The organism is Mesorhizobium sp. CAU 1741 (assembly GCF_039839275.1).
Lineage (GTDB): Bacteria > Pseudomonadota > Alphaproteobacteria > Rhizobiales > Rhizobiaceae > Aerobium.
Map to the genome: position 1 here is coordinate 66,661 of NZ_JBDOQP010000005.1, position 13,536 is coordinate 80,196.

Below are 13,536 nucleotides of genomic sequence, written 5' to 3' on the forward strand. Positions count from 1 at the left end.
GTCGTGATGATCGCACCGGCGCGGCAGCCGTGGTATCGCTTGCACCACCATGGCCAAGATCAGCCTCACGCTCATCCAGACCTTCTACGAAGTGGCGTCCCACGGTTCCTTTTCGGGCGCTGCGCGCGAATTGAACCTCAGCTACCAGTCGGCGGCCAACCACGTGCGCAGGCTTGAACAGATCCTGCGCGAACGGCTCATCGAATCCGAACAGGGCGCCAAGCGCATCTCGCTGACGCCGCGCGGACGCGCCCTCTACAATCTGCTGCATCCCGAACTCGACGTGATGCTGGAACGCCTGACGAAGCTGATCGAGAACCAGCGCACCGCGCTGCGCATCGGCATGCCACAGGCGATCTTCTTCCATCTCCTGCCCAAGGTGCTGAAGCGCTTCCGGCAGGACAATCCGGACATGGAGATCACCGTCTACGAGCGCGACACCGTGCTTGCCGAACTGGTGAAGAACGGCAGTCTCGATGTCTGCATCTCCGAGCGCTATTTCGGCGATCCGGTGGTGCCGCAGACCCTGCTCGGCACCTATCGTCTCAGTCTAGTCTATCCGCGCGAATGGGGCGCCAAGCCCGCCCCTGCCGACGTGCCGGCCTGGGCGGCGGGGCGGCCCTTCATCACCCACGAGCCGGGCCAGACCCTGCGAAACCTTGCTTTCGACTTCCTCAACAGCGGCGGCGGTGATGTGCAGCCGGCTATCGCCACCTCCGGCAGTTCGTCGGTGATGCGCTGCGTGGAGGAGGGGCTGGGCTTCGCAATCCTGCCTTCATGGTGCATCGACGAGAGGGATGCGCGGCTGACCAGCGTCAAGCTGTCCAACCTGCCTGAAGTGCGGGTCTATTTCGGGCACGCCGACTTCCTGCGAAAGAACGAAGCGGTGCGGGGGCTTCACGACGTTTGCCAATCCGAGCTGGTCGGGACAGAGCTCGAAGCGCCGGCCGGCGACAGCAGCTACGTTCCCTAGTTGCGGCGCCGACCTACAAAAAAAGAGATAAGTCGGCCCCTCTCTCTAGCATTGTCCGTCCCCGACGCATGGCTAGGCTGATTGCGAACGGCCGATAGCCATTCGTCGAAACGACAATAAACACCGGGGAATTTTTGGAGGTTTGACATGCGATTGTGGAAAAAGATCGTCGCGGGCGCCGCTGTTGCGCTCGGTCTCTTGGGAGGTGTCGCGCAGGCCGACACGGTCGCCGAGATCAAGGAGCGCGGGGTGCTGCGTGTTCCCGGCATCCTCAACGAGGTGCCTTATTTCAACAAGGATCCGCGCACCAACGAATGGAACGGCTTTGTCATAGAAATGGCGAAGGACATCGCCAAGACGCTCGATGTCGAGCTGGAAGTTGTCGAGTCGAGCTGGGCCAACGCCATTCTCGACGTGCAGAGTGGCAAGGTCGACATGGCGTTCGCGGTGACGGCGACGCCGGCCCGCGCGCTTGCGGTCTCGTTCTCCTCCCCGACCTATTTCAACTCGTTCATCATCGTCAGCGCCAGCGAAGACGTGGAAGGCAAGACCTGGCGCGAGCTGAACGATCCCAAATACACCTTCGCGGTCGATATGGGGTCCGCGCAGGACCTCATCACCCAGCAATATCTGCCGAAGGCCAACATCCTGCGCTTCAAGACGCGTGACGAGGCGATCGTCGCCGCCACCACCGGCAAGGCCGACGGCCTCGTCAACACCATGCTCAACGGGCTGGTGATGACCAAGCGGTCGCCCGACCTCGGCAAGGTGATGGTGCCGACGCCGGTGCTTTCGACCCCCTCGGTGGTGGCCGTGAACTATGGCGCCGACGAGGTGTTCAAGAGCTTCGTCTCCGGCTGGGCCGAATACAACCGCCGCATCGGCAACAACCAGACATGGATCGTCGACAGCCTCGAACCATTCGGCGTGACGCTCGAAGACATGCCGCAGGGCTTCGGCTTCGGCGGCTGAGTTCTGGAAGCACGGATGGAGAGTAAAGGCGGTGCTGCATGGCACCGCCTTTTTACATTGCTAGCCGCATCACCGGGCGCGGGCACGGTCCGCGTCGTCTGCCATTATCCAGATATCGGTCTGGCCGGTATCCTTGCCAAGGGAGGTGAGCACGCCATGGGCCTGGCCACGGTGGTGCGTCTGGTGATTGAACATATGCACGACCTGAAAGGCGCGGGGCGTTTCAAAGGACTTCTCGGTGCCCGCGAACCAGGCGTAGGGCATCGCCAGCCACTGCCGATCGACCGTGCCGGCCCACCGTGAAATCGCGTCATCCGCATCGGTGCGTCGTTGGCGGAACTCGCCGAAACCGACGGTGAACGTGTCGCTGGCGTCGCGTGTGCCTGATGGCTGGTCGCCGGCGCCGAAGCGCCAGAGCCACACGAGATCGGCCCAAAGTATGTGGTTCATCGTGCCCAGGAAGGACTTCCAGAACACCCCGCGATCTTCGCGCAACCGTGGTTCGTCGAGCTCGGCCGCGGCGGCGATGAAGCGCCGGTTCATCTCGGCATTGTAGCGGGCAAGCAATTCCACATAGGCAGGTTCGATCATGCCCTGGCCTTCGCCTCGGCATTCAAGCGGAACAGGGAAATAGCGTTGTCGCGGACGATGGCGCGTCGATCCTGCGGCGACAACGGAACCTTGAAGGCATGCTCGGGGTGGTCGAAATCCCAGTGCGGATAGTCGGTCGAGAACATCAGCCGGCCCGCCCCGATCCATCGCAGCAGGTCATACAGGTGACGATTGTTCTCCGGCTCTTCGATGGGTTGGGTCGTCAGCCAGACGTTGGAGCCCACATAGGACGATGGCGCGCGCGTGAGGTGAGGGACTTCATTGCGCATCCGCGTCCATTCGCGGTCCATGCGCCACATCAGCGGCGGCAGCCATGCGAAACCGCCTTCCACCAGCACCAGCTTCAGACCGGGGTACCTTTCGAAGGCCCCTTCGAAGATCATGCTCGTCAATGCCGTCTGGGCAGCGTTCGAAAAGGCGTAGTGCTCCTCGATGTAGAACGACGTCCAGCCCGCTCCGGTATTTGCCCGAGATCCATAGGCGGCGGAATGCATGCCGATCGGCAGACCGTGGTGCGCCGCCGCCTCGTAGATCGGCCAGTAGCGCTGTCGACCCGCAGGCTCCAGCGCGCGCGGGGGGATGGCGATCTGTACGAAGCGCCTGTCAGAAGCGCGGCGTTCGATCTCTGCCAGCGCGCCTTCGACATCTTCCTGAGGCACGCAGATCGCACCCCTCAGCCGTGGTTCCTTCGACAGCCACTTGTCTATCTGCCAGTCGTTGATTGCCGTACACAGGGCGCGGCCAAACTGCTGGTTGAAAACCGAACTGCCGGCAGCCAGCGGCTGGAGCAGCCCGAATTCGATGTTCAGGGGGTCGAGCAACTGCTCCTGGAGAAATGCGAGGTCGGATGCCGGTGGCCCGCCGGAAGGCGGCCAGGCATCGCGCCGCATGCCGTTGCCGGGCGTCAGGCGAGGATAGGGCATCGAGCCTGCGAAAGGATTGCCGGTGCGCAATCCGAAATCGCGCAGGTGCTCCTGCCAGCGTGCCGGAAGGTAGCGCGCCAGTTCGCTGCGCTCGGAAAATGCCGGATGAATATCGCAATCCACAACGCCGTAAGTCGGTGATACGGTCTCGGCTTGCCTCTCCATGGTCATCTCGTTCATCGGCCGATCTCCAGACGGGGATAGGTATCCTTGAAATTGTCGCGCGCGATGCGGGAGGTCATCTTGCGCGGAAGTGCCTGCGGCCAATTCAAAAGGTTCTGCCCGTGGTCGTGGGGAAAATCGGTGGCGAACAGCAGCATCTCCTCGCTGCCCAGATGCTCGATCGCCTTTTCGGCCTCGCCAGGCTCCGCGGGACCGTCGAACGGCTGCGTGGTCAGGCGAAAATGGGTGCGGATGAGTTCGGCCGGCTTCGTCTTGACCCACGGCACCTCGATGCGCGCGCCGCGCCAATCCTTGCCCATGCGCCACATGAGGCCCGGAAGCCAGGTCACGCCGGATTCGATGAGGACGATACGGATGGCGGGGAATTGCGCCAGCACGCCTTCTGCCAGAAGGCTGCCGACCTGGTTGGCGAAACCCTGCGCCTGCGCGATCTGGTCCTCGACAAGAAATGAAGGAAAGCCGCTTTGCGTCGGCGCGTGGCGATATGAGCTGCCATTGTGGATCGCGATGGCAAAGCCGTTGTCGACCGCCGCCTTGTAGATCGGCCAGTGGTGCCGCCGGCCGAGCGGCGTCTCGCCCATCGCCATGGCGAGCACCTGTACGAAGCGTTCGTCGCCCGCGTATCGCTGGATCTCGGCGACGGCGGCTTCCGGATGCTGGAACGGCACGACGAGCGAGGCACGCAGCCGGCCATCCGCGGAAAGCCATTCATCCGCCAGCCATCGGTTGGTCGCCGAGCAAAGCGCGGCGGCCATGTATGGATCGAAGATGCCATGCAGGCCCGACGCGACGTTGAGAATGGCCGCGTCCAGCCCGAGGGGGTCGAGGTGAGCCCGCCCCATGCTGGCGGCGTCCGCGTTCATGTCCTGGTTCGGCGGGCGGAACGGCGCGGCGGATTCCGGGTAGCCGGTCAACTCGAGATGGTCGACGTCGCGCGACATCACGATCTCGGACCAGTACTCGTCGAGATAGGGCAGGAGGTCGGCGCGACGCGGCGAGCGCGGATGTATGTCGGCGTCGATGGCCCGCAGCCCCTTGATCGGCAGCGGCGCCGGGTGCGTGGTGTCGATGCTGTCCGCCATCATTGCGCCGGCTCGTGGGTGAGCCCGCTGCTGCGCGGCGCGGGGCCGTCGGATGCCGCATCCGGCTCCCAGGAGAGGCCGCGCAACGCGATGATCGCGCCCACCACGACCAGACCCGCGACCGTGCTTATCCATTCCGGGAAACCGATGAGAAGTCCGGCGACAAACAGGATCGGCCGCGTCCATAGCCTGAGGCGCCCGACATACATCAGCCTGCCTTCCGATGCGCCGGCGATGATGATCACCGCCAAGATGTTGGCGAGCACCCAGATTGCCGTGAGGTAGAGCGGCCCCTGCAGGATGAGAGCGGGTTCGAACAGGAAGAAGATGGGAATGAAGTAGAGCACGATCCCCAGCCGCGCCGCCGTCATGCTGGTGACGATCGGGTCCGAGTTGCTGATCCGCGAGGCAAGGAATGCGGCCAGCGCCACGGGCGGCGTGATTGCCGCGAGCGTCGCGTAGTAGGCGATGAACATGTGGATCGCGAGCGTGTTCAGGCCGGCGATCTGTTCCAGCGCAGGCGCGAGCGTCAGGGCGAGCATGAGATAGGCCGCCACGATCATTCCCAGCATGCCGAAGACGATGCACACGGCGATGCCGATGGCGAGCACCGGCACGACGCTGTCACCACCCATTCGCACGAGTTCGGATGCGATGACCGGGGCCACGCCCGTGGCCATCAGTCCGCCGAGAATGAAGCTCGTCGGCAGCAGCAGACCGATGGTCTGGCTCAGCATCTTGCCGATCTCGTAGATGATGTTCGGAATGTGATGGAGGCGGATGCGCAGTTCCTTGCGGAAGAAGGTCAGCGCGATCAGCAGCGCTGAAGCGTAGAACGGCGCCAATCGCTCGAGCCGAAGGAAGACGAGGCAGTAAACAAGGAAGCCGAGAACGATGATGAACGGCCAGCCCTCGATGAGCGTCTTGCGGACCGACGGCAGGTCTTCCTTCGGCATGCCCTGGATGTTGTTCCTGGCGGCATAACCGTCCACATGGCAGTAAAGGCCGAAATAGTAGAGCACGCTGGGAATGATCGCGGCCAGCACGATGACGCCGTACGCCGTGTTGGTGAAATCGGCCATGATGAAGGCGACCGCGCCCATGACGGGCGGCATCAGCATTCCGCCCGTCGAGGCGCACGCTTCGAGCGCACCGGCATAGTGAGGCGGGAAACCGGCTCTCTTCATTGCCGGGATGGTCACCGACCCCGTACCAACCACGTTTGAAAAGATCGAGCCGGAAAGGCTGCCGAAGAAGCCCGACGCGATCACGGCAACTTTGGCGGGACCGCCGCGTGCCTTGCCCATCAGGGCCAAAGCGAGATTGAGAAAGAAGTCCGCAGCACCTGTCGCCACCAGCAGAGCGGCAAGGATGAGGAAGCCGATGATGGTCTCGCCGACGACACGCGTGACGACGCCCAGCATCGCATCGCCGGAGAAGATGTTGAACGAGATGGTGCGCGACAGGGACGTCGGCGGCCCCCAAAGCATGCCTGGCATGTAGACGGCATAGATCGGGTAGAGCGACAGGGCGACGACGATGACCAGGAAGATCAGCCCGCCGGCGCGACGGGCCGCCTCCAGGATCAGCACGTAGAGGCCGACGGCGACGACGAGTTGCCAGGTGTGCTGTACAGGCACCCATGTCTGGAACACGAGCGAGCGGCCCATATAGGCCATGAAGGCCGTCAAGCCGAAGATGGCGATTGCCGGAACATAGGAGAAGATGCCGACGGTGTTCTCGCCTTTCCAGGCGGGAAGCAGAAGGTAGACCCATGGCAGGTACAGCGCCATGAGAAGGAAGTAGTAGGTCACGTCCAGCAGCGGCACGATACCGAAGATGTACACGACGGCGAGGGTCGCGCCCGCCGCGGACATGGTCAGCAGCAGCGCGCGTACGGCGCCCGGCATGCTCTGCCACCGTTCCAGAGTCCGATCGCGCAGATCCTCCGGCACAGCCGCCTGGCTCAGCGCTACTTCCTTGTCATTCAGCATTTCGCGAAACCTTTTCCGCCTTGGCGCCGGCTGATCCGGCCGCCGGCGCCACCCGGCACCGGCGGCCGATACACGCGGCTATTCGAGGTCCAGAACAGCCTTGCCGAAGGACGCCGGCAGCCCGTTTTCCTGGCGATAGTCCGCCCAGAATTCGTGCCATTGCTGGCTGTCGGCGCCGATCGTGATGCCGTCGGCCGTGGCGGCCTCCATCGCGGCCTGATAGCCCGCGACCTGCGCCTGAGCGAGCTCGACCAGCTGGTCCTGGCGCTTCTGGTATTCCTCCTTCCAGAGGCCCTTTTCCTCGAGGTAGCGGATGACACCTTCGTGCAGCGGCTGAAGAGCGCCGGTGTCGAGGAATGCAATCAGATTGTCGATGCTCATCATGTGAGCGTGCTGGAAGTCGTCCTTGTAGCTGTCGTGCTGCTCGTCCATCCACTTGATCAGTTGGTAGACGAATTCAGGATCTTCATCGGCCTTCACGTGATTGGCCTGGAAGGCATGGTCCATGTAGACGCCATGCGACGTGGTGACACCGGACTCGACCTCTCGCGGCACGTATCCGGCGTGGATGGCGCGATAGCGCGCGAACGCCTCCGGATCGTCTTCGCGATGCGGCAATGGCAGCCAGCGGATCGAGTCCGGCGCCGCCTCCGCCTCGTAGCTCGGACCCGATGTCGGCGACGTGAACGTCACGTCCGCGCGGCCTTCGGGGATCACGGCGGTATTCGCCCCGTAATTGCCGACTTCCACGAGCTGGACGTCATCGCGTTCCATGCCCAGATAGGCCAGCAATGCGTCGATGCCGGCGATCAGGAATGACGAGCTCGGAGAGAACGAGATGCGCGTGTCGGGACCGATGTCGGCGAAGGATTGGATCGGCGAGTCGCCGCGCACCATGTAGCCCCAGCCGGTCACCTGGTTCATGTTGAGCAGGCGCGTGTCCGTCGGCCCGGCTTCGGCCGTGGCGTACCCTTCCTTGGCATCCATCTGGTCGAAATAGTCGGAGGCCTGATAGAGCACGATCCGACCTTCACCCTGGTTGAGCCAAGCGGCTCGCGAGAAACCGTTGGGCGCAGGCAGGACCCTGGCACGCGACCCCGTCTGTGCGGTGAACTCCCCCGTCCACGCGACCGCGAGGGAATGGTTGGCAGTGCCGACGATCGGCGTGATGACATTGAAGAATTGGGGCCATTCGTAGGCGTCCTGCGCGAATGTGGCCGGTACCGAGGCGCCCAGCAGGGCGATTGCGCCGGTGCCGGCGAGCAGAATGGATCGTCTGGTGGTCTTGCGGTTGAACATCGTGTCTCCTCCTTGACGTTCGTTGATCGACGGTCGTTTCACTTTCTTCGTTGGCGCAGGCCCGGCTCCTCCATCCGCGCCGCGTGGGTTCAACTCCTTCGGGTTACGGTGACGGTTCCGGCGTCGGCATCGACTTCGACCCAGTCTCCCGTCGCAATCGCCTCCAATGGGTCGCGGTCGCAGTCGGTGACTGACGGAACACGGGTAACGACCGCGCCCAGCGCGATCTTGGTCGTCATCCTGGTGAAGATCATCGCCATTGGGGCGACGCCGTTGAGACGCGTCATGTGGAAGAAGGCCGACCAGCCCGAAGACCCCTTGGCGCCGGGGAACACGAGAACCTTGCCGGCGAAGGACTGCCCGTGCAATTCGTGCAGACGCTCGATGATCGAGCCGTCGCGCTCGTTGATGCCGCCCCAGCCGGAAATCGTCTGCCGCGTCACCAACGCCTCGCCGGCGGCTTTGCCGCCCACCACCTTGCGTGCCTTGATTGTCAGCTTTTCATCGAGGCTCGCGGTCATCAGGCGGCCCCCATCCATTCACCGGCGACGGCGGAATCGACGCAGTGGCGGACGGACCCGAACCAGCCCTGCACCTTGCCGATGGCCGGCAGGTAGTGGGCCTGCTTGGCGGAGTCGGTCGCGATGACCCTGACGCCGGGCGGCATGCGGCGGGAGATGGCGGGGCAGGTGTCGCTCATCACCACGGCTCCCGCCTTCTCGATCACCTCGCAGTAGCCGCTTCGGTCGGCGATCTGCTTGATGGCGCGCGGCGTGTGAACCCACAACTGGACGTCGGGGTGTATCGTGCGGCCTTCGAGCAGGTGCGCGATCAGTTCCATCTGTTCGATCGAGTTGTGCGGGCAACCGAGCATGACGAAGTCGATCTTGCGGTCGGTGGCGCTCTGGATCTTCTCGAACGTCTGCGCGCGCTCCCTGGCGCCGTAGCGGATGACGCTCTTCGTCTCGCGCGGGCCGAACGCCTGTTCCAGCGTCGCGGCTTCAGGTGTTACGCCGGGAATGTGGTACATCTCGACCCCGCCGGAGGAGGCCGCCGCGGCGCCAAAATGCTTGAGCTTGACCAGGCTCGGCTGATGGGCGACGCCGGAGAGGACGGGAATCTCCTCTTCCACCGCATAGCCGATGAAATAGCCGAGCAGGCCCCAATCCATCATGTCGTCGACGGCGATGTCCAGCTCGACGAGATGCTGCGCGTACCGGTTCTCGTCGAGATGAAACCCCCAGTACGGAATTCGGCCCGTCAGCGCCGCGGCCCCGGTGCTTTCCTTGCCCTCGACATTGGTGCGCGCGCCGAGCACCGAGTTGCAGTAGATGACCGCCGACGACTCCATCCAGGCGCAATGCTCACCCTTCACCGGGACGTTGCCAACCTGGTAGGGCGTGCAGGTCGCCATCATGTTGATGCCGCGCTGCCCCAGATACTTCTCCGACTGGCGTTGGAGTTCGGCGAGATGCGGGTCCACGCCCTGGATGCGCCAGTTGTCGTTGTCGATGCCGGTGATCAGTTGGCAGGTGCTGGCCTCCATGCGCGGGATTTCGACGGTCTCGTCGCTGTCGAGGTTCAGCTCGGAAAAGACCTTGTCGAAGCCCTGCTCGGCCAGATGGCGGATCGAGGGCGTCGAGGCGTTGAAGGCACCAGCGACATTGTTGGTCTCGACGAGCCGTTCGGCGCCGAGCGCTTCGCCATAGCGCACCAGGAGATCCATGGCGCGTGCTTTGGCTGCGCCGTGGTCGCCTGAAAGCATCGATTTCTCATGATCCGTCAGTCGCATCGCTGTCCTCCGTGGATGCTCAGTAGACCGAAGCCGTGCGGGCGAGATCGTCGGTCGACCAGCGGTAGTGCTGCTTCTCGACATTGTCGGCCACGCGTGCCCGCATCTTGTCCATGTCGATCTGGTGCACGCTGCCGGACCCGGCGAGGTCGAGTGCGTGGGCGGCAGCCATGCCCATGGCGATGCAGGGGCCCATCACACGCACGCTCGACAGCGCCGCCGAATCGGCATCGATGCAGCGTCCGGCCGCCACCACGTTGTGGCATTCGGCGGGAACGAGGCTGCGCAGCGGAATGTAATGGGCGTGATCCTCGTCGAACACGATCCAATGATGGCCATCGCCATGGTCGTGAAGTTCGATCGGCCAGGCCGTCCTGCCGATGGCGTCGTCAAACTTCGTGCCCGCCCTGATCTCGTCGACGGTCAGGTGGTGGCTGCCGGCAATCCATCGGGTCTGGCGGATGCCCGGCAAACCGAAGGAGCGCACACGCGCGGCGCCGAAACATTCAGGAAACTCCGCGCGGAGAAAATCGACCGCGCGCGATGCCTGCTCCTTGCCTTCCAGCGCCTTGGCGGATGCCTCGACCGGGTGAAGCGGTGTCTCGACATGCGTCATGTTCATCGCCGCGATGCCGCGGCCGGGAATGGTGAAGCCCAGCCCTTCGCGCCGAAGCAGGCCGTAGGCGTCGCCCTTCTCCTTCATGCGCTCGCTGATGAGCTCCTTGGACGGCTGTCCGGCCTCGTCGATGTTCTCCAGAACAACCATCTGCGTGCCGAAGACGCGGTGATTTGCCGGTTCACGGCAGGGAAGACCGGCCTGCCAGACCAGTGCTGCGTCGCCGCTGGCGTCTACATAGCCGTCGGCTTCGACGGTGACTGGGCCGTAGCGCGTGAGAAAATCGACAGCGACGATGCGGCCGTTTTCCATGCGCGTGTCCGAGATCATGGCGCCGAGAAGCGGTGTGATGCCGGCTTCCAGCACGCTGCTTTCAACCCATCGCCCAAGCGCGACCTCGTCGTAATAGACCACGGTGGTGCGCGGGCCATTGCGGTAGAATACGGCCTTGTCCTGCGCTTCGAGAAAGGAGAGCAGGTCGTCGGCGATGCCATAGGTGAACTGGTACCCGTGCGTGCCGTTGGAAAACAGCCCGCAGAAAGTCGCTATGATGGAGTTGACCGCCTGGCCGCCCAATGCCGGCTGGCTGTCGACGATCACTACCTTGCGGCCGAGTTTGGCCGCCTGCAGGGCCGCGGAGATTCCGGCGATGCCCGCGCCGACAACGCAGATGTCGGCCTTGACGCGATGGGGGGTGGCACCGGCTTCCTTGCGCAGCGTGATCGTCTCTGTGCTCGGTGATTGAGCCATGGTGCGGTCTCCTCCCAAAGTTCCGCAGTGCGCCAAGCGAGCCTGCGGCGGCTTGTCGGAGGCATCCTAGAGAGGAACGTACTGCGAAAAAAAGACTGTTTTCATGCCAACACCTAGCTCAATATGCGAAAGATGCGACAGGGAGGTCATCATGGACACGCTCGACAACATGCGCACCTTTCTCGTTGTGGTGCGGACCGGGAGCTTTTCAGCGGCGGCACGCGAACTCGACACGGTTCCCTCCGTGATCGCCAAACGCATCAACCAGCTCGAACACACGATGAAGATGCCGCTGTTCCGGCGTTCGACGCGCAGCCTCGAACTGACACCGGTCGGTCACCGTTGCCACGCCCGGTTCATGGCAATCGTCACGGAGGTGGACCACGCCTTCAAGGATGCGGTGTCGAATGCGTCCCGGCTGGAGGAGCGTTTGCGGATCAAGTGCCCGACCACGCTGACCATCCTGCATTTCGGCGCGCTGCTGACGCAATTCCAGGCTGAGAATCCGGGTATCCAGATGGAGCTGGTGCTGATGGATCGCTCGGTCAATCCGGTCGAGGAGGGTTTCGACCTCGCCATCGGCGCGCTGCCTTCTTCCTATGCCAATGTCGTCGACGTCCCGCTGTGTCCGATGCCGCGCGCCGCGTACGCGGCACCGGCCTATATCGAGCGTCACGGCCAGCCCGTCCACCCCCGCGATCTCACCGACCACAAATGCCTGTCGTTCCTGGCAACGGGCAGCAACTGGCAGTTCGAGGGACCGGCGGGCGCGGTGTCCGTCAACGTACCCACCTCCTTCTCCGTCAATGACAGCCACGTTCTCCTCAATGCCGTGGAGCAGGGGTTGGGGATAGCGATGATCGCGAGCCACATTGCCCGGCGAAGCCTGGCGGCCGGGCGGATCGTACCGGTTCTGACGCAGTTTCCGGTCCAGGATCTGTGGGTCAAGGCGCTGGTGCCCGCCAACCGGCACAAGAATCCCGCTGTCCAGGCGGTCATATCATGCCTGCGGGAGGCGTCCGCGCCGATCGCGCCGTGGGACCGCGAGGATGCGACGTCGGGTCCGGCGGCAGGGGCGGACCGTGCCTTGCCCCTGGAGTGGCCTTCCTAGATCGCGATGAATTCAGGTCGAATCGACCTGAATTCATGAACGGGATCGATTCCAAGGAGATAGAGCGGGATGCGGGCGGAAAACCGCTTCACACTTTTCCTCATCCCGCTCTAGCCTGCGGCCAGAGCCCACACCGCAGCGGCCGGCGCGCTTACGGTGACCTGGTTGCCAATCGAGGGATTGGCAAGCGAGGATGTCTCCGCGTTGAGCGAATGGCCCGGCGTGTCGATGACGATCGATCTGTGGGAGCCGCGGAAGATCGACTGCGAGACCGTGCCGGTCCATTCCAGCGCCGGCCCTTCGCCGGCCGCGTCACCGACGCGCAGGCTTTCCGGCCGCACCACGATCGTGACTTTCGACCCGCTGGAAACAGCCACGGCCGCACGGCATTCCCCGCTCCAGCCCGGTCCCTCCACGTCGAGCGCGAAGACGTCCGCGCTCAACTGCCGGCAGTCGCGAACATCGGCCTCGATGAGATTGGGATCGCCGAAGAATGTCGCCACCTCGCGCGATAGCGGACGGTGATAGATGCTTTCCGGCGCACCGATCTGGAGGATGTTTCCGCTCTTCATCACCACGATGCGGTCCGAGAGCGCCATGGCCTCCGATTGGTCATGGGTGACGTAGATCGTCGTGATGCCGAGGCGCTGCTGAAGCTGACGAAACTCGTCGCCCATCTGCGTGCGCAAACGGGCATCGAGATTGCTCAATGGTTCGTCGAGGAGCAGCACCTCAGGCTCGAAAACCAGGGCGCGGGCGATGGCGACGCGCTGTTGCTGTCCCCCGGACAGGGCAGGCGCGGGGCGGTCGGCGAACGCCTCCATCTCGACCATGCGAAGAGCCTGGCGCACCCGATCGTCGATCTCGCCGCCACTCCTGCGGCGAATCCGCAGCGGATAGGCGACGTTGTCGAAGACCGACATGTGCGGCCAGATCGCATAGGACTGGAAAACCATGCCCAGCTTGCGCCGTTCGGGCGCCAGGAAGAGGTTGGCGGATGCATCGCTGACCAGCGTTTCCCCGATGCGGATGGTGCCGCCGGTGTTCTTTTCCAGCCCGGCGATCATCCGCAACGTCGTCGTCTTGCCGCAGCCGGACGGACCTAGCAGCGTCACGAACTCTCCGCTTTCCACGGTGAGCGAAATCCCGTCGACCGCGACGAAGCTGCCATAGTCACGCCTGACATCCCTGATCGATACGCTCGACATCAATCCAATCCCTTCGTCAGT

At 63.7% G+C, this 13,536-nt stretch carries 12 protein-coding genes; 3 read left to right on the forward strand and 9 right to left on the reverse strand.

What is annotated here, in order from left to right:
* Window positions 1-49 precede the first annotated feature (49 nt).
* Together AAFN84_RS19305 and AAFN84_RS19310 are read left to right on the forward strand one after the other, a co-directional pair.
* Entirely contained in the window at window positions 50-973 is a 924-nt protein-coding gene (locus tag AAFN84_RS19305; RefSeq protein WP_347516303.1) for a LysR family transcriptional regulator, read from the forward strand.
* A 147-nt stretch (window positions 974-1,120) separates the two neighbouring features.
* Window positions 1,121-1,945 (forward strand): transporter substrate-binding domain-containing protein, encoded by an 825-nt coding sequence (locus AAFN84_RS19310; RefSeq protein WP_347516304.1) that lies wholly within the window; start codon window positions 1,121-1,123, stop codon window positions 1,943-1,945.
* Between the two features lie 69 nt (window positions 1,946-2,014).
* On the opposite strand, the gene AAFN84_RS19315 is transcribed toward AAFN84_RS19310, so the two are convergent.
* The 8 genes from AAFN84_RS19315 to AAFN84_RS19350 all read right to left on the reverse strand — a co-directional run bounded on the left by AAFN84_RS19315 (window position 2,015) and on the right by AAFN84_RS19350 (window position 11,196).
* Window positions 2,015-2,536: a DinB family protein gene (locus AAFN84_RS19315; RefSeq protein ID WP_347516305.1), complete on the reverse strand. Its 522-nt coding sequence runs from the start codon at window positions 2,534-2,536 to the stop codon at window positions 2,015-2,017.
* Window positions 2,533-3,660 carry an amidohydrolase family protein gene (locus AAFN84_RS19320; protein WP_347516306.1) on the reverse strand — a complete coding sequence of 376 codons (1,128 nt, stop codon included), beginning with the start codon at window positions 3,658-3,660 and terminating at the stop codon, window positions 2,533-2,535. The genes AAFN84_RS19315 and AAFN84_RS19320 overlap by 4 nt, the downstream gene beginning before the upstream one ends.
* The gene (locus AAFN84_RS19325; RefSeq protein ID WP_347516307.1) at window positions 3,657-4,748 is read right to left on the reverse strand and encodes an amidohydrolase family protein; all 1,092 of its coding nucleotides are present in this window, start codon (window positions 4,746-4,748) and stop codon (window positions 3,657-3,659) included. Before AAFN84_RS19325 ends, AAFN84_RS19320 begins: the two co-directional genes overlap by 4 nt.
* Window positions 4,745-6,739 (reverse strand): TRAP transporter fused permease subunit, encoded by a 1,995-nt coding sequence (locus tag AAFN84_RS19330; protein WP_347516308.1) that lies wholly within the window; start codon window positions 6,737-6,739, stop codon window positions 4,745-4,747. Before AAFN84_RS19330 ends, AAFN84_RS19325 begins: the two co-directional genes overlap by 4 nt.
* A 78-nt stretch (window positions 6,740-6,817) precedes the next feature.
* Window positions 6,818-8,038, reverse strand: coding sequence for a TAXI family TRAP transporter solute-binding subunit (locus AAFN84_RS19335; protein WP_347516309.1), 1,221 nt, complete (start codon window positions 8,036-8,038; stop codon window positions 6,818-6,820).
* A gap of 89 nt (window positions 8,039-8,127) precedes the next feature.
* A complete protein-coding gene (locus AAFN84_RS19340) occupies window positions 8,128-8,559 on the reverse strand; it encodes a DUF126 domain-containing protein (RefSeq protein ID WP_347516310.1) in 432 nt (143 codons plus the stop codon).
* On the reverse strand, window positions 8,559-9,830 hold the full coding sequence (locus AAFN84_RS19345) for an aconitase X catalytic domain-containing protein (RefSeq protein WP_347516311.1): 1,272 nt from the start codon (window positions 9,828-9,830) through the stop codon (window positions 8,559-8,561). The genes AAFN84_RS19340 and AAFN84_RS19345 overlap by 1 nt, the downstream gene beginning before the upstream one ends.
* A 19-nt stretch (window positions 9,831-9,849) precedes the next feature.
* Complete coding sequence (locus tag AAFN84_RS19350; protein ID WP_347516312.1) at window positions 9,850-11,196, reverse strand: FAD-dependent oxidoreductase; 1,347 nt, start codon at window positions 11,194-11,196, stop codon at window positions 9,850-9,852.
* A gap of 151 nt (window positions 11,197-11,347) precedes the next feature.
* On the opposite strand from AAFN84_RS19350, the gene AAFN84_RS19355 reads away from it, so the two are divergent.
* A complete protein-coding gene (locus tag AAFN84_RS19355; protein WP_347516313.1) occupies window positions 11,348-12,307 on the forward strand; it encodes a LysR family transcriptional regulator in 960 nt (319 codons plus the stop codon).
* A 110-nt stretch (window positions 12,308-12,417) separates the two neighbouring features.
* Here AAFN84_RS19355 and AAFN84_RS19360 read toward each other — a convergent pair whose 3' ends face one another.
* Window positions 12,418-13,515 carry an ABC transporter ATP-binding protein gene (locus tag AAFN84_RS19360; RefSeq protein ID WP_347516314.1) on the reverse strand — a complete coding sequence of 366 codons (1,098 nt, stop codon included), beginning with the start codon at window positions 13,513-13,515 and terminating at the stop codon, window positions 12,418-12,420.
* Window positions 13,516-13,536 lie beyond the last annotated feature (21 nt).

Bases quoted from the DNA above. Each gene is read 5' to 3' on its own strand.
- AAFN84_RS19315 (WP_347516305.1), bottom strand. From the start codon at position 2,536: ATGATCGAACCTGCCTATGTGGAATTGCTTGCCCGCTACAATGCCGAG.
- AAFN84_RS19340 (WP_347516310.1), bottom strand. From the start codon at position 8,559: ATGACCGCGAGCCTCGATGAAAAGCTGACAATCAAGGCACGCAAGGTG.
- AAFN84_RS19345 (WP_347516311.1), bottom strand. From the start codon at position 9,830: ATGCGACTGACGGATCATGAGAAATCGATGCTTTCAGGCGACCACGGC.
- AAFN84_RS19325 (WP_347516307.1), bottom strand. From the start codon at position 4,748: ATGATGGCGGACAGCATCGACACCACGCACCCGGCGCCGCTGCCGATC.
- AAFN84_RS19310 (WP_347516304.1), top strand. From the start codon at position 1,121: ATGCGATTGTGGAAAAAGATCGTCGCGGGCGCCGCTGTTGCGCTCGGT.
- AAFN84_RS19360 (WP_347516314.1), bottom strand. From the start codon at position 13,515: ATGTCGAGCGTATCGATCAGGGATGTCAGGCGTGACTATGGCAGCTTC.
- AAFN84_RS19320 (WP_347516306.1), bottom strand. From the start codon at position 3,660: ATGAACGAGATGACCATGGAGAGGCAAGCCGAGACCGTATCACCGACT.
- AAFN84_RS19305 (WP_347516303.1), top strand. From the start codon at position 50: ATGGCCAAGATCAGCCTCACGCTCATCCAGACCTTCTACGAAGTGGCG.
- AAFN84_RS19350 (WP_347516312.1), bottom strand. From the start codon at position 11,196: ATGGCTCAATCACCGAGCACAGAGACGATCACGCTGCGCAAGGAAGCC.
- AAFN84_RS19335 (WP_347516309.1), bottom strand. From the start codon at position 8,038: ATGTTCAACCGCAAGACCACCAGACGATCCATTCTGCTCGCCGGCACC.
- AAFN84_RS19330 (WP_347516308.1), bottom strand. From the start codon at position 6,739: ATGCTGAATGACAAGGAAGTAGCGCTGAGCCAGGCGGCTGTGCCGGAG.
- AAFN84_RS19355 (WP_347516313.1), top strand. From the start codon at position 11,348: ATGGACACGCTCGACAACATGCGCACCTTTCTCGTTGTGGTGCGGACC.